Origin of the sequence: Rossellomorea sp. LjRoot5 (assembly GCF_964253455.1) — a bacterium.
Taxonomy (GTDB): Bacteria; Bacillota; Bacilli; order Bacillales; family Bacillaceae_B; genus Rossellomorea.
The window spans coordinates 3,279,801-3,306,305 of the sequence record NZ_CAXUQN020000001.1 but is presented as its reverse complement, the minus strand read 5'-3'; the positions used below and the strand labels follow the sequence as shown (position 1 = coordinate 3,306,305).

General features: G+C 45.0%; 27 protein-coding genes. 16 read left to right on the top strand and 11 right to left on the bottom strand.

Annotation, left to right across the window (positions count from 1 at the left end):
* The first annotated feature begins 44 nt into the window (after window positions 1-44).
* From ACSQ2E_RS16925 to ACSQ2E_RS16895, 7 genes are all read left to right on the top strand, one after another.
* Window positions 45-836: a DUF4397 domain-containing protein gene (locus ACSQ2E_RS16925; protein ID WP_435992396.1), complete on the top strand. Its 792-nt coding sequence runs from the start codon at window positions 45-47 to the stop codon at window positions 834-836.
* The gene (locus ACSQ2E_RS16920; RefSeq protein WP_435992394.1) at window positions 836-1,456 is read left to right on the top strand and encodes a class F sortase; all 621 of its coding nucleotides are present in this window, start codon (window positions 836-838) and stop codon (window positions 1,454-1,456) included. The genes ACSQ2E_RS16925 and ACSQ2E_RS16920 overlap by 1 nt, the downstream gene beginning before the upstream one ends.
* 127 nt (window positions 1,457-1,583) lie before the next feature.
* Window positions 1,584-2,972 (top strand): bifunctional metallophosphatase/5'-nucleotidase, encoded by a 1,389-nt coding sequence (locus ACSQ2E_RS16915; protein WP_435992392.1) that lies wholly within the window; start codon window positions 1,584-1,586, stop codon window positions 2,970-2,972.
* A 149-nt stretch (window positions 2,973-3,121) separates the two neighbouring features.
* On the top strand, window positions 3,122-4,084 hold the full coding sequence (locus ACSQ2E_RS16910) for an alpha/beta hydrolase (protein WP_435992390.1): 963 nt from the start codon (window positions 3,122-3,124) through the stop codon (window positions 4,082-4,084).
* Window positions 4,085-4,099: 15 nt separating this feature from the next.
* Window positions 4,100-5,194 carry a threonine aldolase family protein gene (locus ACSQ2E_RS16905; protein WP_435992388.1) on the top strand — a complete coding sequence of 365 codons (1,095 nt, stop codon included), beginning with the start codon at window positions 4,100-4,102 and terminating at the stop codon, window positions 5,192-5,194.
* Between the two features lie 205 nt (window positions 5,195-5,399).
* Window positions 5,400-6,797: an FAD-binding oxidoreductase gene (locus ACSQ2E_RS16900; RefSeq protein WP_435992386.1), complete on the top strand. Its 1,398-nt coding sequence runs from the start codon at window positions 5,400-5,402 to the stop codon at window positions 6,795-6,797.
* The gene (locus ACSQ2E_RS16895; protein WP_435992384.1) at window positions 6,794-7,774 is read left to right on the top strand and encodes a bile acid:sodium symporter family protein; all 981 of its coding nucleotides are present in this window, start codon (window positions 6,794-6,796) and stop codon (window positions 7,772-7,774) included. The genes ACSQ2E_RS16900 and ACSQ2E_RS16895 overlap by 4 nt, the downstream gene beginning before the upstream one ends.
* A gap of 162 nt (window positions 7,775-7,936) precedes the next feature.
* Here the strand turns inward: ACSQ2E_RS16895 and ACSQ2E_RS16890 are convergent, their stop codons facing one another.
* The 4 genes from ACSQ2E_RS16890 to ACSQ2E_RS16875 all read right to left on the bottom strand — a co-directional run bounded on the left by ACSQ2E_RS16890 (window position 7,937) and on the right by ACSQ2E_RS16875 (window position 11,762).
* Window positions 7,937-8,965, bottom strand: coding sequence for a FecCD family ABC transporter permease (locus tag ACSQ2E_RS16890; protein ID WP_435992382.1), 1,029 nt, complete (start codon window positions 8,963-8,965; stop codon window positions 7,937-7,939).
* Window positions 8,962-9,972, bottom strand: a complete 1,011-nt coding sequence (locus ACSQ2E_RS16885; RefSeq protein ID WP_435992380.1) for a FecCD family ABC transporter permease — start codon at window positions 9,970-9,972, stop codon at window positions 8,962-8,964. The genes ACSQ2E_RS16890 and ACSQ2E_RS16885 overlap by 4 nt, the downstream gene beginning before the upstream one ends.
* Before the next feature lie 67 nt (window positions 9,973-10,039).
* Window positions 10,040-10,966, bottom strand: coding sequence for an iron-hydroxamate ABC transporter substrate-binding protein (locus ACSQ2E_RS16880; protein ID WP_435992378.1), 927 nt, complete (start codon window positions 10,964-10,966; stop codon window positions 10,040-10,042).
* On the bottom strand, window positions 10,917-11,762 hold the full coding sequence (locus ACSQ2E_RS16875; protein ID WP_435992376.1) for an ABC transporter ATP-binding protein: 846 nt from the start codon (window positions 11,760-11,762) through the stop codon (window positions 10,917-10,919). Before ACSQ2E_RS16875 ends, ACSQ2E_RS16880 begins: the two co-directional genes overlap by 50 nt.
* Window positions 11,763-11,939: 177 nt before the next feature.
* Here ACSQ2E_RS16875 and ACSQ2E_RS16870 point away from each other — a divergent pair, with 177 nt between their 5' ends.
* On the top strand, window positions 11,940-12,986 hold the full coding sequence (locus ACSQ2E_RS16870) for an NAD(P)/FAD-dependent oxidoreductase (RefSeq protein ID WP_435992374.1): 1,047 nt from the start codon (window positions 11,940-11,942) through the stop codon (window positions 12,984-12,986).
* A 118-nt stretch (window positions 12,987-13,104) separates the two neighbouring features.
* On the opposite strand, the gene ACSQ2E_RS16865 is transcribed toward ACSQ2E_RS16870, so the two are convergent.
* Complete coding sequence (locus ACSQ2E_RS16865; protein WP_435992372.1) at window positions 13,105-13,833, bottom strand: TerC family protein; 729 nt, start codon at window positions 13,831-13,833, stop codon at window positions 13,105-13,107.
* A 361-nt stretch (window positions 13,834-14,194) separates the two neighbouring features.
* Between ACSQ2E_RS16865 and ACSQ2E_RS16860 the strand changes: the two genes are divergently transcribed.
* A complete protein-coding gene (locus tag ACSQ2E_RS16860) occupies window positions 14,195-14,602 on the top strand; it encodes a potassium channel family protein (protein ID WP_435992370.1) in 408 nt (135 codons plus the stop codon).
* 74 nt (window positions 14,603-14,676) lie between these two features.
* Here ACSQ2E_RS16860 and ACSQ2E_RS16855 read toward each other — a convergent pair whose 3' ends face one another.
* Complete coding sequence (locus tag ACSQ2E_RS16855; protein ID WP_435994605.1) at window positions 14,677-15,114, bottom strand: hypothetical protein; 438 nt, start codon at window positions 15,112-15,114, stop codon at window positions 14,677-14,679.
* Between the two features lie 19 nt (window positions 15,115-15,133).
* Window positions 15,134-15,472, bottom strand: a complete 339-nt coding sequence (locus tag ACSQ2E_RS16850; RefSeq protein WP_435992367.1) for an ASCH domain-containing protein — start codon at window positions 15,470-15,472, stop codon at window positions 15,134-15,136.
* Window positions 15,473-15,659: 187 nt separating this feature from the next.
* Between ACSQ2E_RS16850 and ACSQ2E_RS16845 the strand changes: the two genes are divergently transcribed.
* The 5 genes from ACSQ2E_RS16845 (at window position 15,660) to ACSQ2E_RS16825 (ending at window position 18,870) form a co-directional block, all read left to right on the top strand.
* Complete coding sequence (locus tag ACSQ2E_RS16845; RefSeq protein WP_435992365.1) at window positions 15,660-16,598, top strand: DMT family transporter; 939 nt, start codon at window positions 15,660-15,662, stop codon at window positions 16,596-16,598.
* 82 nt (window positions 16,599-16,680) lie between these two features.
* Window positions 16,681-17,202 carry a ferritin gene (locus ACSQ2E_RS16840; protein WP_435992363.1) on the top strand — a complete coding sequence of 174 codons (522 nt, stop codon included), beginning with the start codon at window positions 16,681-16,683 and terminating at the stop codon, window positions 17,200-17,202.
* 126 nt (window positions 17,203-17,328) lie between these two features.
* Window positions 17,329-17,865 carry a DUF3189 family protein gene (locus ACSQ2E_RS16835; protein WP_435992361.1) on the top strand — a complete coding sequence of 179 codons (537 nt, stop codon included), beginning with the start codon at window positions 17,329-17,331 and terminating at the stop codon, window positions 17,863-17,865.
* A 106-nt stretch (window positions 17,866-17,971) separates the two neighbouring features.
* The gene (locus tag ACSQ2E_RS16830) at window positions 17,972-18,115 is read left to right on the top strand and encodes a hypothetical protein (protein WP_179886594.1); all 144 of its coding nucleotides are present in this window, start codon (window positions 17,972-17,974) and stop codon (window positions 18,113-18,115) included.
* Window positions 18,116-18,234: 119 nt separating this feature from the next.
* Complete coding sequence (locus ACSQ2E_RS16825) at window positions 18,235-18,870, top strand: FMN-dependent NADH-azoreductase (RefSeq protein WP_435992359.1); 636 nt, start codon at window positions 18,235-18,237, stop codon at window positions 18,868-18,870.
* Between the two features lie 50 nt (window positions 18,871-18,920).
* Here the strand turns inward: ACSQ2E_RS16825 and ACSQ2E_RS16820 are convergent, their stop codons facing one another.
* From ACSQ2E_RS16820 to ACSQ2E_RS16805, 4 genes are all read right to left on the bottom strand, one after another.
* Entirely contained in the window at window positions 18,921-20,195 is a 1,275-nt protein-coding gene (locus ACSQ2E_RS16820; RefSeq protein ID WP_435992357.1) for an MFS transporter, read from the bottom strand.
* A gap of 31 nt (window positions 20,196-20,226) precedes the next feature.
* Window positions 20,227-21,522 (bottom strand): ectonucleotide pyrophosphatase/phosphodiesterase, encoded by a 1,296-nt coding sequence (locus tag ACSQ2E_RS16815; RefSeq protein ID WP_435992355.1) that lies wholly within the window; start codon window positions 21,520-21,522, stop codon window positions 20,227-20,229.
* A 167-nt stretch (window positions 21,523-21,689) separates the two neighbouring features.
* Window positions 21,690-22,481 carry a polymer-forming cytoskeletal protein gene (locus tag ACSQ2E_RS16810; protein ID WP_435992353.1) on the bottom strand — a complete coding sequence of 264 codons (792 nt, stop codon included), beginning with the start codon at window positions 22,479-22,481 and terminating at the stop codon, window positions 21,690-21,692.
* Window positions 22,482-22,507: 26 nt separating this feature from the next.
* Window positions 22,508-23,143, bottom strand: a complete 636-nt coding sequence (locus ACSQ2E_RS16805) for a DUF4004 family protein (protein ID WP_435992351.1) — start codon at window positions 23,141-23,143, stop codon at window positions 22,508-22,510.
* Between the two features lie 213 nt (window positions 23,144-23,356).
* Between ACSQ2E_RS16805 and ACSQ2E_RS16800 the strand changes: the two genes are divergently transcribed.
* Both ACSQ2E_RS16800 and ACSQ2E_RS16795 read left to right on the top strand, forming a co-directional pair.
* Window positions 23,357-25,408 carry a catalase gene (locus tag ACSQ2E_RS16800; RefSeq protein WP_435992349.1) on the top strand — a complete coding sequence of 684 codons (2,052 nt, stop codon included), beginning with the start codon at window positions 23,357-23,359 and terminating at the stop codon, window positions 25,406-25,408.
* Between the two features lie 432 nt (window positions 25,409-25,840).
* Window positions 25,841-26,269 carry a hypothetical protein gene (locus tag ACSQ2E_RS16795; protein ID WP_435992347.1) on the top strand — a complete coding sequence of 143 codons (429 nt, stop codon included), beginning with the start codon at window positions 25,841-25,843 and terminating at the stop codon, window positions 26,267-26,269.
* The last annotated feature ends 236 nt before the right edge of the window (window positions 26,270-26,505 follow it).

Genomic DNA, 26,505 nt, shown 5'->3' with positions numbered 1-26,505 from the left:
CAAGTAAACTACAAAACTTGTACAAAACAAAAGGAGTGGATGAAATGAAAAAGATTTTTGCGATTTTTGTAACTGCTATGCTTTTCCTATCACTGGCAGGAGGTGCATTTGCAGCAGAAAATGACGCGATGGTTCGTATCGTACATGCGTCACCGGATGCCCCGGCTGTCGATGTATATGTTGACGGAAATGCCGTGGTGGAAGGTGCAGAATTTAAAGCAGCGACAGATTACATGAATCTTCCTGCCGGAGACCATAAAGTGGAAATTTATGCTGCCGGGACTATGGGAAGCGAAGATCCGGTCATTTCTCAAGATCTAACAGTTGAAGCAGGGATGGCTTACACTGTAGCGGCAGCCAACACTTTGGAAAACCTGGAGCTAGTCGTGGCACAAGACTCGATGGATGTGACAGAAGGGATGACCAAGGTGCGCGTTGGACACCTTTCTCCGGATGCACCAACCGTTGATGTTGGTCCTCTAGGAGGAGATGCATTATTCAGTGGTGCGGAATTCAAAGCCATCACAGATTACAAGGAATTGGATCCGGGAACATATGATTTAGAGATCAGAACACCTGAAGGAGATCAAGTGCTGGATCTGTCCGGTACGATGCTTGAAGAAAACACGGTGTACAGCGTATTTGCCATTAACACGGCTGATCAATTAGAAGTGCTTGTATTGAAGGATTATACAATGATGCCTGGAAGCATGCCTGAAACAGGAATGGGCGGAGCGGCGACTGAACAATCTTCGAATCTTCCAATTGTACTTGCATCAGTGGTATTAGGTGGAGCGGCTCTACTATTTGTCACACGCAGACAACTGCAAAAATAATGAAAAAACGATTACTGATTTTTCCTCTTATGGCTCTTCTGGCGGCATGTGCTGCCGAAGAGCCTCAAACCGCTCCGGAGAATGGCGTTCAATCATCCACCGTTGAACAACCTGTTAAAGCCAAAACTCCTATTGTAGAATCCGTAGAAGAAGAGAACAAGATCAAACCATCTGTCCTGTCGATCCCTAAGCTTGAACTTGAGGCGCCGATCAAGGAGTTCGGGCTTGATAATAACGGGGATATGGAGCTTCCGAAGAACGGGAAGGATGTAGCATGGTTTGAGCCGGGCTTTCAACCTGGCGAAAAGGGGAATGCCGTTCTTGCAGGGCATGTAGATGATGAGAAAAAGCCGGCTGTTTTTTTTGAACTGAAGACGCTTGAGCCTGGTGATGAGATCCATCTGGAAGGGGAATCTGGAAAAACCCTTACATTCGTGGTCAGGGAAAAGGTCGCCTATGATAAAGATGATGCACCGCTTCGAAAAATTTTTGGTCCGACTGAGAAAAGGATGCTGAATCTGATCACATGCACAGGTTATTTTGATCATGACATTCATAACTACGTAGAACGCCTAGTTGTCTATACAGAGCTGGTTGATGATCAAATAAACGAATCTTAAGTGTAGAGCTTACCTCCATCTCATGGAAGATAAGCTCTCTTTTTTTCCATAAAAAGCCTTTACACCCTCCGGATTTCCTATACTATTAATAGAGAGAGTTTTCTGACAAACATTTGTGGAGGTTAAGATGAAACTGAAGATATTACATACAAATGATGTACACAGTCATTTTGATGCATTTGGGAGAGCGGCTACACTGATCAAAGAGTGTAGAGATGAGAATACGATTGTGCTGGACGGAGGAGATTTTGCCGATTTCAAGAGCATCGAGCTTCAGGGAACAAAGGGGATGGCTGCGATTGAACTGCTTAATAGTGTCGGCTATGATGCATTGACCATCGGTAACAATGAAATGTTCAACGGCTTCGATACCCTTGAACATATGGCCGGGAATAGTCCCATCCCTTTTATCAGCAATAATCTGTACAGAAAAGACAAGGCGTCCATCAGCGGAGTGAAATCAAGCGTCATTCTGGAAAAGAACGGGGTGAGAATTTTTATTACGGGTGCCTCCCCTGACCTTCAGGGTTTCAATGACGGTCTAGGGGTACATATTATGGATTATAAGAATGCAATCAAGAAGGAACTCGTTCGCCACCGTGGAACATATGACGTCTGTATTCTTCTGAATCATGTGGGTACAGTAGCCGACGAGGAACTTGCGAATGAGCTGGAGGAGGTGGATATCATTCTTTCAGCCCATGATCATCAGCTATATGAACGGGCAAAGAGTGTGAATGGTACCATCTTGAACAGTGCAGGCTGCTATGGGGAGTACGTGGGTCTTGTCGAAGTGGATGTAACAAATGAGGGAGTTGAACTGATACGTGGTGAAACGATTTCGACTAAGTCCTCTTCAGTGGATCGTGAGGTGACAGATATTCTGAAGAAAAATAAGGCAATCGCGATTGAAGTGTTAAGCAAACCGCTTTACACACTCCACCGCCCCCTTTGGCATGATGTCATGGAAGAGAATCCGATGACGAATTTGATTGCCGACGGGCTGCAGGACATGCTGAAATGCGATTTCGGATTGATCAATAGTGGTATCGTGAACGCCGGGGCTTTTCAGAATATCAGTCATAAGAAGCTCATCGAAATCTGTCCATCTCCATTGAATCCGACGTCATTCGAAATCCAGGGAAAGCATATCCGGAAGGCGATCGAGGAATCCCTGGATGCCCAGGTATGCTTGGCTGATGGAAGAGGTCCGGGCTTCAGGGGGAAATTTGTTGGCAGGCTTCATGTGTCTGGTGCAGAAATTATTCATGAAGGGCAGCGAATCTCTGAAATCCTTATCGGCGGAACGCCATTAGAGGATGAGAAATGGTATTCTGTTGCCTCATCAGATTATCTACTGCGGGGATCCGGCTATGAATCCCTCGGTCATGGCCGAAATGAAAAGTACCTACCTGAGGAGATCCGTGATGTGATCAGGATGTACGGTGAACGCGCCGGGTTCATTGAAAAAGCACAGATGAACAGGTGGCGGGAAAGCAGTAATGTCATGGCTTAGACTTCCACGGAGACGCTCAGTGAACCTGGGCGTTATTTATTGAAACGAATGAGGTATGGACTGAACATGTGAGCAGGTCTTTTTTCTGTGAAACTTAGGCAGCCTTCCAGTAAAATAGAGATAACTACTTGTATGAAGGAGAACGTGCCATGAAAAAGAGGATCGTGTGGATTGTCAGCAGTTTGTTGTTGTTTCTACTCATTGGTCTGACTGTCGCCGGCAACTACTTTTATGATGTAGCCATCAATCGCAGCAATGAAGCAGTGGAGTTATACGGCGGGACGGAAGAAGCGGTTGAAGCAGTCAGTGCCCTGGAGGAAGAACAAGAGAGGTTGGAAGAATTAAGAAACTGGACAAGTAAGCGGGACTTTCAAACGGTGGAGGTTGAATCGGAAGATGGGTTGACACTTAGAGCCAAATATCTCGAGAACGAATCCCCAAATGGGAAGACGGTGATCCTTGCTCATGGATATAAGGGAAACAGCGAGCAGATGCCGGAGATCACCAGATTCTATTATGAAGAGGGATACAATATCCTGAAGCCCGATGCACGGGGACATGGTAAGAGTGAAGGGGACTATATCGGATATGGATGGGACGATCGGCTGGATATGAAAAAGTGGATCGATCTTTTGATCAACGAAAAAGGACAGAACACCATCTTTCTCCATGGCTTTTCAATGGGGGCCGCCACCGTGTTGATGACGAGTGGTGAAGACCTTCCGGAAGAGGTGAAGGGAATCATTGCAGACAGTGGATATACTTCAGTGGACGAGGAGCTTGCCCATCAGTTGAAATATCTTTATCATTTACCTGCATTTCCGATTATGGATATCACGGGTGTGGTGACAAAGGTGAGAGCAGGTTATTCATTCAAGGAAGCATCCGCATTGGAGCAGGTGAAGAAGAACCATCTGCCCCTATTCATCATTCATGGCGATAAGGATGAGTTGGTTCCGACGGAGATGGCCCAACGCTTGTATGAGGCGGCGCACGGTCTGAAAGAAATATGGATCGTACCGGGGGCGGGACATACAGAAGGGTTCACAGTCGAAGAAGAAGAATATAAGAAACGGATCAAGGGGTTCATTGCCGAAGCGATGAAATCATAGAAGGGGTGAATCGTGATGGGGGAAAAAATGTTATTTGAAGCGTATAAAAATGCTCTACATCCTTTACAGGGTCATGGGAAGAGGGATTTTCATGTCCTGAAGGAGGCACTTGAGGGGTTCGATGGTGATTTAGATAGTGATATTTATGGGTCTGGAAAAATAATAGAAGACTTCCAAAAGAAGATGGCGGATAGTCTTGGAAAAGAACAGGCCGTGTTCTTTCCGAGTGGGACAATGGCCCAGCAGATTGCCCTTCGTATTTGGTGTGATCAAAAAGAGGTGCATAGAGTGGCGTACCACCCTTTATGCCATCTGGAAATACATGAAGAGGATGGCTTGAAGAAATTACACGGGATCAAGCCCATTTTATTGGCGGATAAGGACCGGGTTATTGGTCTCGAGGACGTTGTCGGTATAGAAGAGGAGATAGCATGCTTATTATTGGAGCTTCCTCAACGGGAAATAGGGGGGCAGCTGCCTGAATATGAAACTCTTGAAGCGATTTCTCAATATTGCCGGGATAAGGGGATCAAGGTCCATCTGGACGGGGCGCGACTATATGAAGTGCTCCCTTATTACGAGAAGACGGCTGCAGAAATCTGTGAGTTGTTTGATAGTGTCTATATTTCGTTTTATAAGGGGTTCGGAGGAATTGCAGGTGCGATCCTTGCAGGCGACGAGGCATTCACTGACGAATCCAAAGTGTGGAAAAGGCGCCATGGCGGTGATCTGATCAGTCTTTATCCATACATTCTCAGTGCCGACTACTATTTCGATCAACGTATCGATAAGATGAATCAGTATTATGAAGGCGCGAAGGAGCTGGCTGCTTATTTCAATAGTTGCGAGGGAATCAGGACCCTCCCTGAAACGCCTGTTTCGAATATGTTTCACGTCTTCTTCCACTATCCTCAACAGCAAATCGAAGCCATTCTGATTGAAGTGTATGAAGAAACGGGGATCGGCTTAACCGGTTACGTGAAAGAAGTAAGTGAAAATGAGTGCGCATTCGAAGCGAGTATTGGAGATCAATACAAAACCGTACCAAAAGATAAATTGGAAAAAATGTTCGCCCTCTTAAATGAAAAACTAAAACAAGAAAATAAATAGAAAAAGTGGTATCGGAACTATTCCGATGCCACTTTTTTTTGAGGGACGGACCTCACCGAAATCGCGTGGTGATAAGGATTTGTCTGAAAAAGCGCCCCTTTTGGAGGTCCGTCCCTCAAAAGGAATCCTAATTGACTATTGAAATATTCTGATTATTAGGTATAATTCGTTACATTATACTTTTTTATGGAAGGGGAGAGGGCTGATGAGTGTGAAGAATAGTCGTTTGGTTGATGAGTTAAGGGAGGTTGTTGGCAGTGGGCAGGTGACGATGAATGAAACGGTTTTGAATCAGCATGGGAAAGATGAGTCCTATCATTCCCCAAGCCCGCCGGATGTGGTGGTGTTTCCCCGTAGCAGTGAGGAGGTGAGTGCTGTCGTGAAACTGGCATCTGCTCACCATATACCAATCATTCCATTTGGACTTGGAACCAGTCTTGAAGGGCACGTCATCCCGTATGATAAAGGGATCACGATCGATTTTTCCGAGATGAATGGGATTCTTGAAGTAAGGGAGAAGGATTTCCTCGTCAAGGTTCAACCCGGTGTGACGCGCACCCAGCTGAACAAAGAGTTAAAGAAATATGGTCTATTCTTCTCGGTGGATCCCGGAGCAGATGCGACTCTCGGAGGAATGGCTGCGACGAATGCCAGTGGGACGACATCTGTTAAATATGGTGTCATGCGTGATCAGGTGCGTGATCTGGAAGTGGTGCTCCCTGATGGGGAGGTGATCCACACCGGGAATATGGCACAGAAATCCTCCTCCGGATATCACTTGAATAGCTTGTTCGTAGGGTCAGAGGGGACGCTGGGATGCATCACCGAATTAACCCTCCGCGTATATGGCATCCCTGAATATACCGTTGCAGCACGTGCTTCGTTCAATCATGTTGATGATGCGGTGGAAGCCGTTGTTTCGATCCTTCAGGCGGGAATCCCGATTGCCAGGTGTGAGCTTGTAGATGAGCCGTCCATGATTCAAGTGAACCGGTTCAGTGATACGGACTATATGGAAAAACCGACTCTGTTCCTTGAGTTTCATGGCAATGAAGCCGGCCTGAATCAGGACGTTGAATTCACGAAAGAAATCGTTGCAGACCATCGGTGTGAAGATATTGTCTTTGAAGAAGATACGGCAGCACGGAATAAATTGTGGGAAGCGAGGCATAATCTTGCCTATGCTTATGTACATGGGCATCCGGGAAGGAAACTCATGGTGACGGATGTCTGTTTGCCTATTTCTGAATTATCGGGAGCCGTTCAGCACGCCAGGGGAAAACTTGAAGAACTAGAGCTCATCGGTGGAATTCTCGGACATGTGGGAGATGGAAATTACCATACCTCACTCATGATTGATTTGAATGACCCGGACGAGGTGAAGCGGGCCGGCATCTATAACGAACTGATTGTGGAATACGCCCTTGAACGGAATGGAACATGTACAGGGGAACATGGAGTAGGTGTAGGGAAGATGAAATATCAAGAACGGGAACACGGGGGAGCTCTGAAGGTCATGGAGAAAATCAAACTGGCACTTGATCCCGATGGAATCTTCAACCCTCACAAACTAGTACATAAAAAGGAGGAGGACTCAAAATGAGACTACTTGAAACCATCAGTAATCTGGCAGGGAAGTACTTTGCGGTATGGGTCATCCTGGTAGCGGCTGTCGCTTATTTTATTCCTGCGCCATTTCTACCTTTAGGAGCGTATATTACGATTCTATTGGGTGTCGTGATGTTTGGCATGGGGCTCACTTTGAAGCCTGTTGATTTTCAACTGGTACTAAAAAAACCTCTTCCTGTCATCACAGGGGTCCTGGCACAATTTCTCATTATGCCGCTGGGTGCTTTTTTGATTGCTTACATACTTGGCCTGCCGGCTGAACTGGCTGCCGGTTTGGTATTATTAGGCTCAGTTCCCGGTGGGACGGCATCCAACGTCATGGTCTATCTGGCTAAAGGAAATCTGGCGTTATCCGTGGCCATGACCTCCCTGTCGACGCTTTTGGCGCCCATTGCAACGCCCCTGATCCTTCTGGGTCTTGCTGGTCAGTGGCTGCCCGTCGATCCCGTCGCCATGTTTCTTTCAATCGTGCAGGTAATCATCCTGCCGATCACTTTTGGGTTAGTGATACGAAAGCTATTCCCGGGTACCGTGGAAAAGAGCCTGAACGTCATCCCGCTTATTTCAGTTCTCGCGATCATCATCATCGTTTCAGCCGTCGTCTCTGCAAATGTTGAAAATATCGCCTCTTCCGGGGCCATTATTTTCACGGCTGTGATCCTTCATAATCTATTTGGATTGGGCTTGGGATACGGGACCGGTGTCCTGATGAAGCTGGATGAGGGGACGAGACGTGCGATCTCTATTGAAGTGGGAATGCAGAACTCGGGACTCGGTGTGGCCCTTGCCACTGCCCACTTTGGTCCCCTCGCTGCCCTGCCGAGTGTCATTGCGGCTGTATGGCATAATATTTCAGGACCGATCCTTGCAACGTTTTGGAGTAAGAAGCCCGTAGAGGTCGAGGTGGAGGGGGAATATAGTAGAAGATCCGTCACTCCTACGGTGAGGTAGAGTAAATAGAAAGGTTCGGAGATGCTGAAAAGATGAAATGCGTCTTACCTCACTCATATCTTATAATCAAAAAGGCAGATCCCCACATGAAAGTGGGGATCTGCCTTTTTATAGAGGGACGGACCTGCCTTTTTAATGCACAAAGCCCGTCCTTATCACATTTCACCTTAAAAAGTGAGGTCCGTCCCTCCTTAGTAACAAGTACATGAAGTAAGGTGCGCCGATGAGGGCGATCATGATGCCGGCGGGGATTCCGTCGGGTTGGAGGATGTTCCGGCCGATGGTGTCTGCAAGGAGCAGGAGCCAGCCTCCGAGTAATATGGCGATGGGGATGAACAGTTGATTGCGCGGCCCGACCATCGCTTTTGCCATATGAGGGGCCATCAAACCGATAAAGGCGATCCCTCCTGTGACGGAAACGGCGGAGGCTGCCAGGGCGACTGCTACGATCAGCATCATAAACCGTTCACGGTTGATCGAGACGCCGACCCCTACGGAAACTGGTTCGCTTAAACCAAGCAGGTTCAGCATCTGGGATTTATAAAGTGCATATGGAATGAGGATCACCAGCCAAGGGAGTATTGCCCATATGAACGGCCAGTCGGCACCCCATATATTCCCCGCCAGCCATTTGGCAATGAAATCTACTTTTGCCCGTTCAGCACTCGAAATCAGAATGATCATGAGCCCCGACAAGGCCATGGAGAATCCAACTCCCACTAGGACGAGCCGGACGGGCTGTATCCCGTTTCTCTTACTATATGAAAATAAGTAAATCAAGCAGGCTGTAAGGAGTGCTCCCCCGAAAGCCACTACCGGAAGCAGGTAAGCAAATGACCCCGCATCGATGGGGAAGAATAAAAAGAAGATGGCAATCGCAACACCTGCCCCCGAATTGATCCCTATGATCCCTGGGTCAGCCAGGTCATTACGGGTCATCCCCTGCAGAATGGAACCGGATAAGGCGAGGGCCATCCCTGCGAGAATCGTGATGATGATCCTCGGTAAACGTATGGAGAAAAGGATGAATTCTTCTTTGAATGACCCATCACCTAATAAAGTGGGGAGGAGCCTATTATACGATACAGAAGAATAGCCCAGGCCGAAGCTGATAAAGGCTGTTGTGACAATAAGTATGAAGAAAGCTATAAGCAGCCATCGTTGTTTTTTAATCAAATCAGGATGTATCATGAGAAGCCTTTCCCTCCTTTATGCACGATGAATAGGAAGAAAGGAAGTCCCATCATCGCGACGATCGCTGCCACGGGCGTCTCGTATGGAGCATTGATCGTGCGTCCAAGTGTGTCAGCGAGAAGCATGAATGAAGCCCCAAACAGGGACGAGATCGGAATGATGAAACGGTAATCTGTCCCGACAACCGCCCGGACCATATGGGGAATCATCAACCCTATGAACACCATATTCCCAACAAGTGCAACGGCGGCACCTGCGAGCAGGATGATCACGATGAACAGGATACTTTTGACAAACGCGGTGCGCTGACCCAAGCCTACCGCTACTTCTTCATTCAAACTCAAGATCGTCAGTTGTCTGGAGAAAAATAAAGCTACCAGAATCCCAATCACAATAAACGGAACGATTACCTGCAGCTGAGTCCAGGTAGTGCCAATCAACCCACCTGCTGTCCACATGGAGACATCTTTTGACAGCTTGAAAAAGAGGCCTATCCCCTCTGCAATGGCAAATAAAAAGGCAGATACGGCTGCTCCTGCCAGTACGATTCTAAAGGGGGAGAAACCGCCCCTTTTTAAGGAGCTGATCCCGAACACCATAATGGCCCCTGCGGCTGAACCTATGAAGCAGGCAATCATGATCCCGAAATAACTGATGGAGGGGATGAATGCGAGGGCGACTGCCAATGAAGCATTCGCTCCGGCTGTCAGTCCAAGCAAACCCGGATCCGCCAGGGGATTCCGGGTCATGCCCTGCATGATGGCACCTGATACAGCCAGGGCCGCCCCGACCACAATGGCGGCAACTTCCCGGGGGAATCGGATCTCTTGAAGAATGTTTATTTTGTCGCCTTCAGCGGAAAAGGTCAGGGCATGAAAGACGTCCCTCACCGTTGTCTCTGCGGCTCCATATATAACAGATATGAGAAAGGCGGCTATAAAAAGGAGGGCTGCACCGATCAATTTGAATATAAATGGAATTCGTTGATCTTGATTTATCATCATCCATCATCTTTTCTTTTTTAGAGTATAGAAAAGGGGAATTCTTATCATAAGAATCCCCCTTTAAGAATTAATTTCCTAGAAATTTATCTTTGAAGAAGTCCAATTGGTAATCCAATGTGAGAGGATCATTAAAGTAAAATTCCATCATATTCACTTCAAATACCTGATTCTTCTTCACTGCCGGGATGTTCTTGTATGTTTCGGTTTCCATAAAGGAGTTATCTGCTTTAGGATCTTTGCTCAAGATCAGATAGTCCCCGGCAAATTCGGGCATCACTTCAGTGGAAAGGGCGAAATATCCTGGTTCCAGTGCTTCTTCTTTTACTTTTTCAGGCATTTTTAAATCCATTTCCTGATAAAGGATTTCTGTACCGCGTCCCCAGTTGTTCCCGTATACGTATAATTGCTTATTGAAACTTTCAATGACTGAAACAGTCGTATCTTCACCGATTTTTGCTTTGATATCATCACCGGCAGCTTTGGCACGCTTCTTGAAATCGTCTACCCATTTCTGAGCTTCTTCTTCCTTGTTTAACAGTTTTCCAATTTCGATATGTTGTGTTAAGTAGTCAACTTTTCCATATGTGTATGTAACCGTAGGAGCGATTTCATTTAATTTATCCACATTCTTGATATTGGATAAGCCAATGATCAAATCCGGATTCAGTTCGATGATCTTTTCAAGACTTTCATCTGTTACTTCTTCTACGCCTTTAAGCTCTTTATCCCATCGTGGATTCAGTTTGGACCATGAGTCCACACCGACAAGGTTTACATCGAGGGCCATTACGTTTCCGGCAAATGAAGATAGAACCACAACGCGCTCTGGGTCGGCAGGTACTTCAACGGGACCATTTTCTGATTGATAGGTGATGGTATCTGATTTACCATCCTTTTCCTTTGATTCTGAACCTTCTTCTTCTGTTGAACCATTGCTGCAGGCACTAACCAGTAACACCAACAGCAGAGTAAACGGAATGAGCCATTTTTTCATGTTGATCTTCTCCTTTGAGTAAATTGTATGTGACACACATTGGCTTATTTGTTCGGGGATCTCTTCCAATTTCGGCATCAATGTAGAATACCTTCTTCAATACGTCATGGGTGATGACTTCTTCGCAACTTCCGGATTTGACGATTTCACCTTCTTTTAAAGCTACGATATAATCGGCAAACCTGGCTGCCTGGTTTAAATCATGCAGGACCATTACGATTGTGCGTTCCTGTTCCAGGTTGAGCTTTTGTAATAGCTCAAGTACTTCGAGCTGGTGGGCCATGTCTAAATATGTAGTAGGTTCATCGAGGAAGATGATGTCCGTTTCCTGGGCAAGAGCCATGGCGATCCATACGCGTTGACGCTGACCACCTGACAATGCATCGACTTCTCTGTACTTAAATTCAAGAGTCCCTGTCACTTCAAGTGACCAGTTGATTATGTCGTAGTCTTTTTTTGTCAGTCGTCCCATTCCTTTTTGATGGGGGAAACGTCCGTATGACACCAATTCACCAACCGTCAATCCACTTGCACTTTCAGGTGTTTGAGGGAGAATCGCCATTTTTTTTGCCAATTCTTTTGTATTTCCTTTTGAAATGTTTTCACCATCCAACAGGACATTGCCGGAGTGGTGGGGGATGATACGGGTAATCGCTTTCAACAAGGTGGACTTACCACAACCATTGGATCCGATGATGGTGGTGATCTTTTTATCCGGGATGTCGACGCTGAAATTTTTCACAATCAGGCGGTCCCCGTAACCAATGTTTAATTCGTCTGTGCAGAGGCGTACCATTTTATGACCTCCATTTATAAAATTGATAATGATTCTCATTCTCGGGCAATTTCAATACTATAATCCTTTTTTCCCAATGTCAACAGAAAATTTGGTTGTCAAGTGAATGAAAAAGAGATAGGATGTAATTGAGAATGATAATCAATTATAGTTTGGTTACTCAAGGAGTGAGCGGAAATGGAGAAAGAACTATTCGATGTGACGGTCATCGGGGGAGGGCCGGCTGGCCTTTACTCAGCCTTTTATAGCGGTCTTAGAGAAATGAAAACAAAGATCATTGAATTTCAGCCAAGTTTAGGCGGAAAGATACATGTATATCCTGAGAAGATGATCTGGGATGTAGGGGGGCTTATACCAGTTCCGGGAGCAAAACTGATCGAGCAACTTGTTCAACAGGGATTGACATTCGATCCGACTGTCATTCTGAATGAAAAAGTTGAAACGATTACACGTAACGAAGAGGGAATCTTTATTCTGGAAGGCTCTTCCGGTGAAAAACATTACTCAAAAACGGTCATCGTCGCTGTGGGAAGCGGGATCATCAATCCGCAAAAGCTTGACATCGAAGGGGCAGAACGTTTTGAAGTTTCCAATTTAAACTACACTGTGAAATCCTTGAAACGATTCAAAGGAAAGACCGTCATCATTTCAGGTGGAGGGAATTCCGCAATTGACTGGGCCAATGAACTGGAGCCGGTGGCTGAGAAGGTCTACATTGCCTATCGCAAGGATGCCCTCAAAGGACACGAAGCACAATGTGCACAGCTCATGAACAGTACAGCCACTTGCCTGTTGAACACGTCCATTTCTAAGCTAATTGCGGGATCCGACCATGATTCAATTGAAAAGGTACAGTTAATCAATCACCAAACAAATGAAGTATTCTATCTGTCGATCGATGAAGTAATCATCAATCATGGATATGAAATCGATACATCCTTACTTAAGAATAGTTCACTCGAAATCGAGATGATCGATCAATATTATATTGCAGGCACGACTACGAGCGAATCATCACTAGAAGGGCTATATGCAGCAGGAGATATCCTGAAACATGAAGGAAAAGTGAACCTGATAGCAGGTGCATTTCAAGATGCAGCAAACGCGGTCAACAAAGCCAAGCAATTCATTCAACCCGACGCAAATGAATTCGCCATGGTATCATCCCATAACGAAGTATTCAAAAAAAGGAATAAAGAGCTGGTGAAGCAGATGATGAAATAGAGGGACGGACCTTCTTTTCACAGGGGTTATTCCTTATTTAACAAGGTTTCAGTGCTTGAAAGTGAGGTCCGTCCCTCACAAAGAAAGATGCTTACCGAGGTAAGCATCTTGGGGTTTGTTATGCGTGGTATTGTTCGACGTTTTTTCTTTGGCTGTTTGATTTGGTACGCTTGTTGGCAAGGTAGCCTAAGAGCAGGACCAGAATCATTAAGCCGATTGTGATGATGGTGGTAATGGTTCCGTGATGAAGGTTGATCAGATCCAGGAACTTCTCATCCGACACGATCATTTCCCCTGCTGTGTAGGCTAGGATCCCAGCCCCAAGGTAAGCGATCCAGCGGAATCTTTCAAGGATTTTCACAATGGCTTTCGAGCCGAATATCATGATCGGGATCGAAATGAAGACGCCGAGGGCGATCATACCGATATGTCCATGAGCGGCACCTGCAACAGCAACGACATTATCAAGACTCATGGCAGCATCTGCGATAATGATGGTCATAATGGCCTGTCTAAGTCCGGTGTGTGACTTGATATTGGCTTCCTCTTCATCTTCAACGAGCACCTGGTAGGCAATCCATAGTAACAGGACTCCTCCTATGAGATGCACATAAGGAATCTGAAGTAAATAGACGATGATGGCAGCAAAGAAAATACGCAGGATGACGGCACCCGCCGTGCCCCAGAAAATGGCTTTGTTCTGAAGGTCTTTGGGTAATCTCCTCGTTGCCATTGCAATGACAATCGCATTATCTCCAGATAAAATGATATCGATGGCTATGATTTTTAAAAGGGCAATGATTGCACCGGTAGAGATGGCAAGTCCAAGTGGAAATAAGAAATCCATATTGCTTCCTCCTTGTGTATACGAATCTATGAATAATTTGCTAACTAATCTATTATACCACATTTTTTTAATAGAAAAACTTCCAGCATTCACGTTGGCCGTTAACTCTATTCCATGGGAGGAATTTCATGGTTAATAGAGAGAATGTGACATTAATGCATATTCAGCTAATGTGCTATCACCAAGGAATCCCCGACTCCTGAATGGAATCGGGGATTTTCGTTTTCATTATGATTGGGGGTAAGGTTGTGGATAGGGATAAGGGTAAGGATACGGATAAGAATTTGAAGTCATGAGTTTTAAACCAACCGAACGTGGTAAATGAAACATACCACATTTACTAGAGGAGGATTCACACGTTTTGGCAACCATCGTTACCTTAGGAGCCATTCTATTTATTTTGGTCAACTTAATTTATTTCTTTAAGGATAAGCATTTTAAGTACAGCTATTTCAGCACAGCGCTTTTTTTAAAGCTGTTCTTTGTACTTTTCAGTATCATGATGGCATTTGCTGTAGTCTATTATGCCCTGTCATTTGGCAATCCGATGCTCAGGGTAAGCTCGCCGAGTGGGAAGCCGGTGGAGCACACATTCCTTAACTACCTCTACTATAGCGGGGTGACGATCCTGGCTGTCGGTTACGGGGATTATATCCCGACGGGGCATCTCAGATTCTTCGCGCTGCTTGAAGCGGCGATCGGACTGTTACTTCCGACGGCCTACTTTATGAAGGTATTGGATTCGAAGGGTAATAAAGGGAATGAGTAAGCCCGAGAACCCGAATCATATAAAAAAGCGTGTACCAGGTACAATCAATCCCGATTGTACCTGGTACACGTACTTTACATCCACATCCCCGGTTTCACCACCATAAACCACAGCATGGCCAACAGGAGAATGAGATAAGTCCAAACGGTCCGATGTAACTTTCCAACAAGCTTTTCCCTATCCGCATCTACCTCTCCGAATTTCCGCAGAGTCGGCGAAAATGCCCGTGCCAAAAAGAAGAGAGAGCAGAACATGATGACGAGGGTCATGATGATCCACGGTGTCGTCCATGTCCATGGTCCAAGAAGAACGAGGAGAATCCCCGTTCCCACAAGGACGTGTCCTGAATGCTTGGAAAGCTGCACGGTGTAGCGGAATGTATCCAGGTACGAAGGCAGGATGGCCGGAGACGCGGTCCGTAATTTTTTCATCGTCACGAGAAGTAAGAAAAATGGCCCGATGGAAGCCACGACACTTATGACATGAAGATAGATCAATGTTTTATATAGCAGTTGCTCCATGTGAAGTGCTCTATTCTGTCACTAAACTAAATTCGTGGACCCATACTTTCATGCCGGGGTGCCACGGCATTCCTGGATGAAAGGAGAGGATGGCATTTTTATAATCCTCCACTGATTGATATCCTTCTTGCTTTGCGTGATCGTCTGTCAGTTCGCCTAATGACTGGGAATAGACGCTGTTCACTATGTATTTCTTTCCTTGAAGCTCCATGATTTCCCCGACATCTGCGTATCTTCCATTTCGGCGGGTTGCCGTTTTCGTTCCTTGAAGCACTTTTTCAACGTCTTCCGCATTTGTGACTAAACGCTCGATGGTACATGTTTTTGGTGGCATTTCCTGATTTGTCATATTTAAAAACCCCTTTCGACCTATACTATAGCATAGTCTTGGGTCGGGGAGAATATCTGGGTCTATCTTTGGCGCTTTCTAAACCGTTCTTTTCGTTTCCTAAAAAGAATTTCTATCTCTAGTCGGAATTGCTTTCAGGTGCTATGATTGGATGAAATATCCGACATAGAAAGAAGGCTCCGAAGCATTGAAAAAATGGCAAACGTATATCATCCTTGTGTTCATCATGCTCATATGGGGCTTTAATGTACCGGCGTTAAAAACGCTTGTAAGCGAATTTACACCTGTCACGATCACCTCGCTTCGCATTTTTACAGCAGGTGTCACAGTATTTATTCTCCTCGGTCTTATGGGAAAAATCAGGAAGCCGACAGCAAAGGAATTCCTGTTCATCATTACCGGTGGTCTGTTAAATGTAGTCAGTCACCATTATTTCTTATCCGTCGGGTTAACGGGAACGTCGTCTACAAACGGTGGACTGATTCTTGGAACAGGGCCATTATTAACGGCTCTAATGGCGACGATCATCCTCAGGAACCGGCCGACCGTGATTAAAATCATCGGGTTTCTTTCAGGCAGTGTCGGTGTGACGATCATTGTATTGTCGGGAGGGGAAGGAATCGGTGGACTGAAGGTGGGGGATCTGTTCATTTTTATCTCCATTTTTTCTCAGGCATTGAGCTTCATCATCATAAGCCGTGCCGCGAAGACGTTGGATCCCCGTTTATTGACGGGATACATGCTTGTGTTCGGTTCTGTCGTCCTGTTTGTCATCAGCCTGATTACTGAGCCGGGAGGACTGAAACAATTAGGTGATGCGCCGGTCTCAATCTGGGTGTTGTTTTTTGCCTCAGCCATATTGGCGACAGCAGTTGGACATATGATCTACAATCATTCGATTGGAAAAATAGGGGCTGCAGAAACATCGATTTTCCTGAACCTTAATACCTTTTTCTCACTTCTGGGAGCGGCGATTTTTCTTGGTGAAACCGTGACAATCTTTCACCTGGTCGGACTGGTGTTCATCGTCCTTGGAGTCGTATGTGGTTCAGGAACCCTGGAAGAATTTGTGGTTAAAAGAAAACAAAAACGTTTCCTGGATGGAAAACGGAAACATCAAGTATAGATGGTTCTGTTTTTTTATCCATCATAATTTTAAGGTTCCTTCAATAAAATAAAATGGTCAATACATTTTGAGGAGGAACGGAATGCTTAATGAGCAAATTCAAAAGCTGGTGAATAATTTAATCGGAATCGAGCATGTGTCGACTACCCTTTATCTTGCCATGTCTGCCTATATGGCGAATCAGAATTATACAGGGATGGCAAGTTGGCTGAGACTACAGTCGGATGAGGAGCGCACACATATGTTGAAGCTTATCGACTATGTGACAGACAGGGGGGGAATGGTGGATATTCAGCAGCTTCCTGCCCAACCGAAAGAGTATGGCACCCCTCTTCAAACGTTTCAAAAAGTGCTGGAGCATGAGCAATTCGTTACAAACTCCTATCAACAAGCGTACAATTTTGCTGCACAAATTGATCAACAGACTGCTGTCATCATTCAGGAATTTCTGAGAGAACAGATTGATGAAGAAGCTCAGGCGCTAACGATTGTTGATCGGTTAAAACTTGCCGGAGATAATCCCGCCGCTCTATTGGTACTGGACCAGGAACTTGGTCAGCGTACAGCAGCACCTGCAGCCGGTCCCGCTCCTGCGGGTGGTTAATTCAACAGTGAATTCCTGCTTTCCCATTCTTGGGAGCAGGTTTTTTTTATTGAATTAAAATGAAAAGGGATACTCTCCGCCCCAACCGTTCATACTGAAGAAAACGAATCTCTTTTAGGTGATCAGATGATTTATATTTACAACGATTTCGGTGGTACTCATACCACGTCCTTGGCTGCAGCTTATCACTTGCAATTATTGAAACCGGGGGAGTTAACGAAGAAGGAGATCCTTTCGGTTCCTTATTTCAACCAGCTTACGAAAAAAGACACGGGACATATTTTTTATCACGGAATGGACGAAAAAGATAACCCAGTTTATACGATTGCACGAAGGAATTCCAAGTATGTGGTACCTGCCTTAACAGATTTAAGTGGCATTTTGCTGAATCGATATGGACAAAAGGAAAAGATCATCATTTCCAATACTTCGCCAACCGTCCCGCCAACGATGACAGCGGGAGGGTTCTTCTCGAGGGAACTGGGGATCGATTGGATCGGCGTGCCCCTCCTTGTGAAAGGGGCGAAGCAATGTCATGGCCTCATTCAACATCTCGTGGAGGAAACAAAGCGTGTGGCAACAACATCCCCTGAACAGGTCGTTGTATTAGAAAATAAAAAATATCAATATAAAATGGGAAAAAAGGATATATTCTGGAAGTAAAGCATATTATAATAAGTAAATACTACTGGGTAAAAGGTTTGTTTCTTGGAGAACAGAATGGACCTGTACATAATGGTCATACTACAGTAAAACGGAGGTGTCCGCATTGGAAGGTAAACCATTTCACTTTGATGGCAGTCACCATTTCGCAGCAGGGGAAACACAAGAAAACACTCCATTTGAACTAACAGACGAAATGAGAAAAAATATCGGTGGAAACCCGTTTGAAGTACCAGGTGAAGAAGAGTAAGCATCGAGTGCTGTCCTAAAGGGCAGCATTTCTTTTTTACACCGTTTAAAAAAGGATAATTCCATCCATATCTTCACAAAATACGATTGTGAGTTAATAGAAGAAAGGATGGATGATGTATGGCAAAAGTATTATATATCACCGCGCATCCCCATGACGATACCCAATCGTACAGCATGGCGGTCGCGAAAGCTTTTATGGATACGTATAAGGAAGTGAACGGGGATGATGAGGTGATTCACCTCGATTTATACCGGGAGCATATTCCTCATATCGATGCGGATGTTTTCAGCGGATGGGGAAAGCTTCAATCAGGTAAAGGGTTTGAGGAGCTTTCCATGGAAGAGCAGAAGAAGGTAAACCGCTTGAATGAACTATCCGATCAGTTTATCGGGGCTGATAAATACGTATTTGTTACTCCTTTCTGGAATTTTTCATTTCCACCGGTGATGAAAGCATATATCGATTCCGTGGCAGTGGCAGGGAAATCATTCAAGTATACGGAACAGGGGCCGGTTGGATTATTGACGGACAAGAAAGCGATACATATCCAGGCCCGGGGCGGTATTTACTCTGAAGGACCGGCAGCAAGCATGGAAATGGGGCATCGTTATTTAAATCTTATCATGCAATTTTTCGGTGTACCTTCCTTTGAGGGTGTATTTGTAGAGGGACATGCGGCGATGCCGGATAAAGCACAGGAGATCAAGGAAGATGCGATTGGCCGTGCGAAAGATGCAGCACATAGTTTCTAATGAAATGCTTAAGAAAGAGCCAGAACATAAGCGTTCAGGCTCTTTCTTCTTTATACGATTGCTGACTTCTCTACGTCAGCCTCTGTCGGTTCTGGTACAAAAGCAAGTATCACGATCCCGATGATAAAGAGGATGACCAGACTGAAGACACCACTGTTGGACGCACCGGTCATTTGCGCGGTGACTGCAACTAATAAGGGACCGAGAATCGATGCAAACTTACCGAAAATATTGTAAAATCCAAAGAATTCGTTGGCATTTTTCTTCGGTATCAGCTTTGCAAAATAAGCCCTGCTCAGTGCCTGGATGCCTCCTTGGGAGGAAGCGACGAGCATGGCGAGGATCCAGAAGTCCATGGTTGTCTCTAAGAAATAGGCGTATATGCAAACGATGATATACACGGAGATTCCCACATACAGCATCTTTTTCCCCGTAAATCGTTCGGCGAGTCTTCCGTATAGGATCGCAAAAGGTCCAGCCACCACCTGGGTCACAAATAGAATGATCAAAAGGTTGGTGGAGGTGATCCCAAGATCCGATCCGTACGCCGTGGACATCGTAATGATGGTGCCGACCCCGTCAATATAAAAGAAGTAAGCAAGCAGGAATAGAAATAGGGCACGGTATTTCCTGACTTCTTTCATCGTTTTGCCAAGACGTTTGAAGCTGTTCGCGACCGGGCTTTTTTCCCGTTGGATGAAGTAGCGCTGATGTACATTCTTTAATAGCGGTATAGAGAAGAGACCCCACCATAAAGCGGTAATCACAAAGGCAATCTTACTGGCGACGGTGACGGAGATGGGAAGGGTCCCATTCTGGGATAAGATGATAATGGCGATGCTTAAGATGAACGGGATTGTGCTTCCGATATACCCTAATCCGAATCCCCGGGACGATACACGGTTCATTCGTTCTTCCGTCGTAACATCGGTCAGAAAGGCATCATAGAAGACGTTCGAACCGGCTGAGCCGACTGCTGCAACTGTATAAAAGACTAAAAGGAGCAGCCATTGATCACTCGGGACGAAAGCGAGGAGGAGGGTGAATGTCACACCCAGTGCAAAAAAGAAGGTAAAGAACTTCTTCTTATATCCCTCATAATCGGCGATGGTACCAAGTATGGGACCGATCATGGCCAGGATGAAGGTCGCAATGGCAATGGTGTATCCCAAATAGGCCGTTGAATTAGCGGCACTGACACCTGCATTTGTAGCGGCCGCTTTATAGAAGAGCGGAAAGACGGCGGTAGATATGATGATGGAATACGCTGAATTGGCCCAATCATAAAAAATCCAGCTACTTTCTTCTTTTGAAAAACGTTTCATGGTTTTTCCCCCTAAGGAAACAGAATCTTCTTTAGATATCCAATACTTCTTCAATCGTTTTTCCGTCAATATCTTCTAAGGTGAGTCCGAGCAATCTAGCAAATGTCGGTCCTTCATCAATGAGACCCATGGAAGGAATCTCGAGGTGAGGACGAATTCCTTTTCCCGCCGCCATGAAGATCGTGGAGTAGTTCTCCTTTTCCGGAGAATAGCCGTGGGAGCCGTACGTATAACGCTTATCCTTCACATCTTCCGGAGTGATCGTATGAATAAAGGATCCATCCAGTGCATCTTTGAAATAATAGCCGAGTCGGGCCTCGAGCATAAACGCACAGTGTTCATCGGCCCCTTTCCCGGCAGCTTCTTCTCCTGTGAGTACGGATTCGATTCCTTTTGAAGGGTCTGGTTGTAACCGTTCCAAAAGCAACTTCACTTCTTGAGTCGAAACGGGATCCTTTGTGTATACATAGGCAGAACCATCACACCCTTTGCAATAGGCTTTCCAGTCAGTCACCTTCCCGCGGCGGTTTACAGTGATGAATCCATTTTCCTTAAGAAGGATGTTGAGTTGGACGGCCTTCGATTCATCGAGGGCACTATGATCACCTATGGCCACAATCGTCGACTTATCATACATTCCGTTTTCCCTTAATGCTCCTATGATTCTTCCTAATCTGTCATCATGGCGGCGGAGGGCAGCATGTGCTTCTTCAGAAGAAAAACCGTGGTAATGCCGATTGGTATCAAGGTCCGTAAAGTGCACAAGCAATAAGTCTGGTTTCCTTTTGATTGTTTCAATCGTCGCTTCAAGGACGAAATCATCCAGTTCAGGTTGATTCAGACCCTTGCGCATATGGCCAAAAAGACGATTCATCTGCAGTTGGAAGAGGGGACTGCCATTCAAAAGTGAAACGAGGATTTGATTATGCCAAGGTCGATTGGCGAAGATTTCCGGCATATTGTAATCTATATCCGCTTTAGCTGTCACCGGCCAAAGGAGGGCCGCCGTGGTCATCCCCGCCTTCCTGGCCTCATCATAGAGGGTAGTACTCTTGATGGAATTCCGGTGCCAATGCCAGTCCGGTGACTCCCTCCCAGGCTGGAGGAGTGTGTTATTCACCACACCATGACGATTAGGGTACTTTCCGGTTACAATCGTTGCGTGACAGGGATACGTGACAGAAGGATAGATGGTTTCAACCCCTTTGCAGTAAGATCCATGTGCAAGCAGCTCCTTGAAGTGGGGAAGTTCTTTTAGGATGGGAAAGTCCAAGGCAGATAAACAATCGAAAGAGATGATGATGAGATGATCCGTCAAACGTTCCATAAAGCCCTCCAATATCCTCGCAGGATTGTACTATATACCTATTAATATAGCAGAACATTCAGAATAAAAATATGAAATTTCAATTATGTGGGGATTAAGGGGATGTAAACAGTGTGGGGATAATCGGAAAAACAGGGAGGGTCGCGCCGTTCCCTGTCACTGTTATATCAGATTTTCACTTTGTTTCTGATGGAGCTGTCCTTGTGTACATCGAGGGTGCCGGAGTATTCAACCGCATCGATTTCACAATTCTCCCTGATCACGACGTGTTTTCCGCGAACGAGTTTCGCCTTCGTATTTTCAAGATAGACTTCGTCACCTTCAATTAGTTCAGAAGATAAGTAATCTTCCTTTTGCAGAAAGAAGTTTACTACCTGTTTGATTAGTTTGCTTGAATGGTGGTGAGTCACTGAAATTTTTTCGCCTCCAATTTCTTTAATGGAAGATTCATGGTTGATTTCAATCTGGACGTTGTCGGCGTTCAGCAATCCATCGATGTGCACAGATCCTGAAGATGAGAAGGTTTCGACTTCACAATCCTCTCCAACCGTTAAAGATCCGCTCGCTCTGATCAATCCGCCCTGGATTTTTCCGCCTACCTTGCATGATCCGCTCACCTTGAATTTTTCGACGATAAGATCCCGGTTCACCTTACTGGATCCACTTATCGTCATTTCGGATGCCATCACGGACCCTTCATATTTGGAACTCCCGCTTGTTGTAATCGTTTCGGCTTTCGTATCTCCTTCGATGGAGGAAGAGCCGCTTGTTTTGATCAAGCCTGCTCTTACATCACCTGCAACGGTGCCTGAACCCGATATTCTCATTTCATGGCAGTCAATATCACCTGCGATTTTTCCGCTTCCACTGATCTTTACTTCATCAAATTGGCCGCCGCCGGATGTTCCGGACCCGCTGATCTTCAAGTCATGAAGCTTTTTCTTTTCCACTGTATTCATGCATTTCTCCTCCAATTAAAGGGACGTCAGATCCCCTTCGTATTCGTTAACGTGATTTTCAATTCTTCCGTCATTTGTTGTAAATCGAATCTCGCCACGACTTGAGCCGTATGGTCGACCAGGAAATCTGAAGGGAGGGGCAGGAGCATCCACATATGCGCCTCACCTTTTTGGATACCGATCAGTTCAAGGGAAGATTCTTTCAGTGGTGTAAACTTTTCATGAAGAAAAAGATAAAGGGTTTGCTGAGCTTCTTTAGGGATTTCTAACCTGTGGCACTTTTCGATAATCATCATATTTAAGATATCCTTGAATTCGTAAGCGTTCTTTACTGGTAATAGCGATGTACAAAAAGCCATGGTGTGATCTGAAAGGATGTTGTGGGACGATAGCTCTTTTTCACTGACTTCGATCCTTGCGGGATTGGGTGAAAAGAAATCCGAGAGCTCATCCAGGGAGTAATCATCTTTCATTTCTTTGATTGTATCGATCCGTGCAAGCATCTTTTCCCTTGGAAAGAACGTCTCCTGACCGGTGTAGCTGGATTTCTTGATGAACCAGCCTTCAGGGATGATATTCTTTCGTTTCCAACGGTAAAGCTGTCCGTAGGATATTCCGGTCAGTTCCAGTACTTCCTTTTTAGAAATAAGATCTGTTTCCATGAGGGTTCACCTCTTTTCGCAACAAAACATTGTTACGTTACTGTAGATTTAGTTTAACAGAACAATGTTACGCAGTAAAGAGAGAAATGGAAAAATTTTAAAAATCATGGATCGCGAACTTTCCAATAAATGTTTAGAACAACTCATCAAGGGTACTAGATTACCAGAATGTTTTACATAGTAAACATTAATAAACATGAGAGGGATGAAAGAATGGGAGACGATCGTCGTACGAAGGTGAATGGTGAAAGTAAAGATGAACAGCTTGAACAGTATAGAGTGGATGACGAAGGAAAGCATCTTACAACTAATCAAGGGCTGAAGGTATCAGAGGATGAGTTTTCACTGAAAGCCGGAGAGCGTGGACCTACTTTAATGGAGGATTTCCACTTCCGTGAGAAGATGACCCACTTCGACCATGAACGCATCCCTGAACGGATTGTTCATGCACGCGGATTTGCGGCACATGGAGAGTTCGAACTCTATGACTCTATGAAAGAATATACAAGGGCTAAATTTCTTCAGGACACGTCGACGAAGACACCTGTATTCGTACGCTTTTCCACAGTGGCGGGATCCAGGGGCTCTGCGGAGGCTGTGCGCGATGCACGGGGATTTGCCACTAAATTTTATACAGAAGAAGGGAATTATGATTTGGTAGGGAACAATATTCCCGTATTCTTCATTCAGGATGCAATCAAATTCCCGGATCTAGTTCATGCCCTTAAACCTGAACCACATAATGAAATGCCTCAGGCTGCTTCTGCCCACGACACATTCTGGGACTTTATCGCGAACAATCAGGAATCCGCTCATATGGTGATGTGGGCCATGTCCGATCGGGCGATTCCCCGCAGCTTCCGTATGATGGAAGGCTTCGGTGTTCATACATTCCGCCTTGTGAACGAAGAAGGCAAAGCTCATTTTGTGAAATTTCACTGGAAACCGGTACTCGGAACACACTCACTGGTTTGGGATGAAGCACAGAAGATTAACGGGAAAGACCCTGATTTCCACCGCCGTGATCTATACGAATCCATCGAGGGAGGGGACTATCCGGAGTATGAGCTGGGTGTTCAGCTCATAAAAGAAGAAGATGAGTTTAACTTTGACTTTGATGTCCTTGATCCTACGAAGTTATGGCCTGAAGAGGAAATCCCTGTGAAGATCGTCGGGAAAATGACCTTGAACCGCAATGTGGACAATGTGTTTGCCGAAACGGAGCAGGCGGCATTCCATCCTGGATCTGTGGTGCCTGGAATCGATTTCTCCAATGATCCGTTGTTGCAGGGACGCTTATTCTCTTATACAGATACACAATTGATTCGTCTTGGAGGACCGAACTTCCACGAGCTTCCGATTAATAGACCTGTGTGCCCTTTCCACAATAACCAACGTGATGGATATGGCCGCCATACAATTAATAAAGGGCAGGTGAGCTATCATAACAATTCACTGGCCCATAATACACCGGCTCCTGCTTCGAAGGAAGAAGGCGGGTACACACACTATCAGGAAAAGATGGAAGGCAGGAAAGTACGTACAAGAAGTGAAAGCTTCAAGGATCACTTCTCACAGGCGACACTATTCTGGAACAGCATGAGTAAACCTGAGAAGGAGCATATCATTCAAGCCTTCAGTTTTGAACTGGGGAAAGTGAAAAGCAAATCGGTTCAGAAGCAGATCGTCGATATGTTTGCAAACGTCAGTATGGACCTGGCAAAAGGTTTTGCAGAAGCGATCAATATAGAAGTACCTGAAGGAGAAGGATCGAAGGTAACGAAATCATCCCCGGCATTAAGTCAGGAAAATACGAAAAAGAAGCCGGCTACCCGTAAAGTGGGTGTCATCGTTGGAAATGGCTTCAAAGGAGAAGAAGTAAACCGTGTTCTCTCTGCTCTTGAAGAAGAAGGAATTCTGCCTGAAATCATAAGTGACAAGCTGGGGACGCGCAAAGGTGATGACGGTACAGAGCTTGAAGTGGACCATACATTCTTAACGGGAGAATCGGTCTTATTCGACAGCCTATACGTAGTAGGTGGAGAAAACGTAGATAAGAAATTCTCACAAGATACCACCTACTTTGTAAAAGAAGCGTATTCTCACTTTAAACCGATCGGTGCCACCCATGAAGGTTTACACTGGCTGGAAGAAGCAGGTGTGAAGGGTTCAGGGGTTGTAACCGGGGAAGACATGAAGTCATTTGCCAAGGAGTTCACCGCAGCCATCGCGGAACATCGCCATTGGAATCGTGAATTAGTATAAAGGCAAAAATAGTAGAAATATTAACGGGGAAATGCTAGACCTGCTTCCAGGTCTAGCATTTTTTTTTATGGATTAAATAGCCCTTTTTACTAGCAAATAGACGTTTATATCATTCGAAACTAGCAATACATACATAAGATAGTCATGTAAGGTGATTTACAAGTACTGAATAAGTGAGGTGATTATGGATGGGTGCCGGTCATTCTCATGACGAATTTGATTTTTACAGCTTGCTATTAGTTCTGTTAATTGTAGCTTTTCTAGTACTACTTGCAATTAACCCTCTAGCAGCATTGATTGTTGGAATCGCCATTTTGGTTCTACTTGCCGTTAGTGCAATTAGCTAAGATTTAAAGATTGATCATTCCTTGGAGACGGGTCTTCAAGGAATGCCATTACATTGAAATTTGCAAAAAGATGGAGGGGAAATAGATGAGTGAAAAAAATAATCCACTAGAAGGACTTATGGATTTAATCAACCAATACACAAAAGAAGATGCAAGTAAACTGGATCTGGAAACGGCAAAAGATAAGTTAAGTTCATTACTGAATGAGGATCATCTTAAAGGACTGTTAGGTTCGGAAGGAAAGAGTTCTCTTGATGCACTAGGTTCACTTGGAAACTTAGGGGCCATGGCAAACATGGTGAATATTCTTCCAATGGTTGAAAAGGTGGTGAAACAGCGTATGTATAAAAAACAATCTGAATCCTACAAACATGATGACTGTAAAAAAGACAAGCATCAAGATATCAAAGATCTTCTAAAAGAAATTCTGGACGAACTGAAGAAGATAAAAAAATGCACTTGCCATAAAAAGAAGCATGAGTGCTACAAAGACAACTGGGAGCATTGGTATTAATAGAGTCGGCTGACATGCCGGCTTTTTTTGTGTTTTTCAGGAGTGGAATATCAATAAATCAATTATTTGATTTCTCTATTTCGCTCTACTATACTCTTCAATCAACGGGAAATTGGAATCCAATCAAAAATTTCCATAAGCAAAAATATTGAAAGTCAAAAAAGGTCAAAGTATACTGTATTTATAAGGTCAAATAAAGTCAAAGTCAAACATAGTCAAGTTTTGATTTGACCTTA

What these genes read in the sequence shown, in the direction of transcription:
- ACSQ2E_RS16820 (WP_435992357.1), bottom strand. Translation starts at nt 20,195, where the DNA reads ATGAAACGTTTTTCAAAAGAAGAAAGTAGCTGGATTTTTTATGATTGG.
- ACSQ2E_RS16805 (WP_435992351.1), bottom strand. Translation starts at nt 23,143, where the DNA reads ATGGAAACAGATCTTATTTCTAAAAAGGAAGTACTGGAACTGACCGGA.
- ACSQ2E_RS16875 (WP_435992376.1), bottom strand. Translation starts at nt 11,762, where the DNA reads ATGGTACGCCTCTGCACAGACGAATTAAACATTGGTTACGGGGACCGC.
- ACSQ2E_RS16835 (WP_435992361.1), top strand. Translation starts at nt 17,329, where the DNA reads ATGATTTATATTTACAACGATTTCGGTGGTACTCATACCACGTCCTTG.
- ACSQ2E_RS16890 (WP_435992382.1), bottom strand. Translation starts at nt 8,965, where the DNA reads ATGATACATCCTGATTTGATTAAAAAACAACGATGGCTGCTTATAGCT.
- ACSQ2E_RS16920 (WP_435992394.1), top strand. Translation starts at nt 836, where the DNA reads ATGAAAAAACGATTACTGATTTTTCCTCTTATGGCTCTTCTGGCGGCA.
- ACSQ2E_RS16900 (WP_435992386.1), top strand. Translation starts at nt 5,400, where the DNA reads ATGAGTGTGAAGAATAGTCGTTTGGTTGATGAGTTAAGGGAGGTTGTT.
- ACSQ2E_RS16810 (WP_435992353.1), bottom strand. Translation starts at nt 22,481, where the DNA reads ATGAATACAGTGGAAAAGAAAAAGCTTCATGACTTGAAGATCAGCGGG.
- ACSQ2E_RS16880 (WP_435992378.1), bottom strand. Translation starts at nt 10,966, where the DNA reads ATGAAAAAATGGCTCATTCCGTTTACTCTGCTGTTGGTGTTACTGGTT.
- ACSQ2E_RS16865 (WP_435992372.1), bottom strand. Translation starts at nt 13,833, where the DNA reads ATGGATTTCTTATTTCCACTTGGACTTGCCATCTCTACCGGTGCAATC.
- ACSQ2E_RS16925 (WP_435992396.1), top strand. Translation starts at nt 45, where the DNA reads ATGAAAAAGATTTTTGCGATTTTTGTAACTGCTATGCTTTTCCTATCA.
- ACSQ2E_RS16895 (WP_435992384.1), top strand. Translation starts at nt 6,794, where the DNA reads ATGAGACTACTTGAAACCATCAGTAATCTGGCAGGGAAGTACTTTGCG.
- ACSQ2E_RS16915 (WP_435992392.1), top strand. Translation starts at nt 1,584, where the DNA reads ATGAAACTGAAGATATTACATACAAATGATGTACACAGTCATTTTGAT.
- ACSQ2E_RS16825 (WP_435992359.1), top strand. Translation starts at nt 18,235, where the DNA reads ATGGCAAAAGTATTATATATCACCGCGCATCCCCATGACGATACCCAA.
- ACSQ2E_RS16815 (WP_435992355.1), bottom strand. Translation starts at nt 21,522, where the DNA reads ATGGAACGTTTGACGGATCATCTCATCATCATCTCTTTCGATTGTTTA.
- ACSQ2E_RS16850 (WP_435992367.1), bottom strand. Translation starts at nt 15,472, where the DNA reads ATGACAAATCAGGAAATGCCACCAAAAACATGTACCATCGAGCGTTTA.
- ACSQ2E_RS16795 (WP_435992347.1), top strand. Translation starts at nt 25,841, where the DNA reads ATGAGTGAAAAAAATAATCCACTAGAAGGACTTATGGATTTAATCAAC.
- ACSQ2E_RS16885 (WP_435992380.1), bottom strand. Translation starts at nt 9,972, where the DNA reads ATGATGATAAATCAAGATCAACGAATTCCATTTATATTCAAATTGATC.
- ACSQ2E_RS16840 (WP_435992363.1), top strand. Translation starts at nt 16,681, where the DNA reads ATGCTTAATGAGCAAATTCAAAAGCTGGTGAATAATTTAATCGGAATC.
- ACSQ2E_RS16800 (WP_435992349.1), top strand. Translation starts at nt 23,357, where the DNA reads ATGGGAGACGATCGTCGTACGAAGGTGAATGGTGAAAGTAAAGATGAA.
- ACSQ2E_RS16905 (WP_435992388.1), top strand. Translation starts at nt 4,100, where the DNA reads ATGGGGGAAAAAATGTTATTTGAAGCGTATAAAAATGCTCTACATCCT.
- ACSQ2E_RS16910 (WP_435992390.1), top strand. Translation starts at nt 3,122, where the DNA reads ATGAAAAAGAGGATCGTGTGGATTGTCAGCAGTTTGTTGTTGTTTCTA.
- ACSQ2E_RS16870 (WP_435992374.1), top strand. Translation starts at nt 11,940, where the DNA reads ATGGAGAAAGAACTATTCGATGTGACGGTCATCGGGGGAGGGCCGGCT.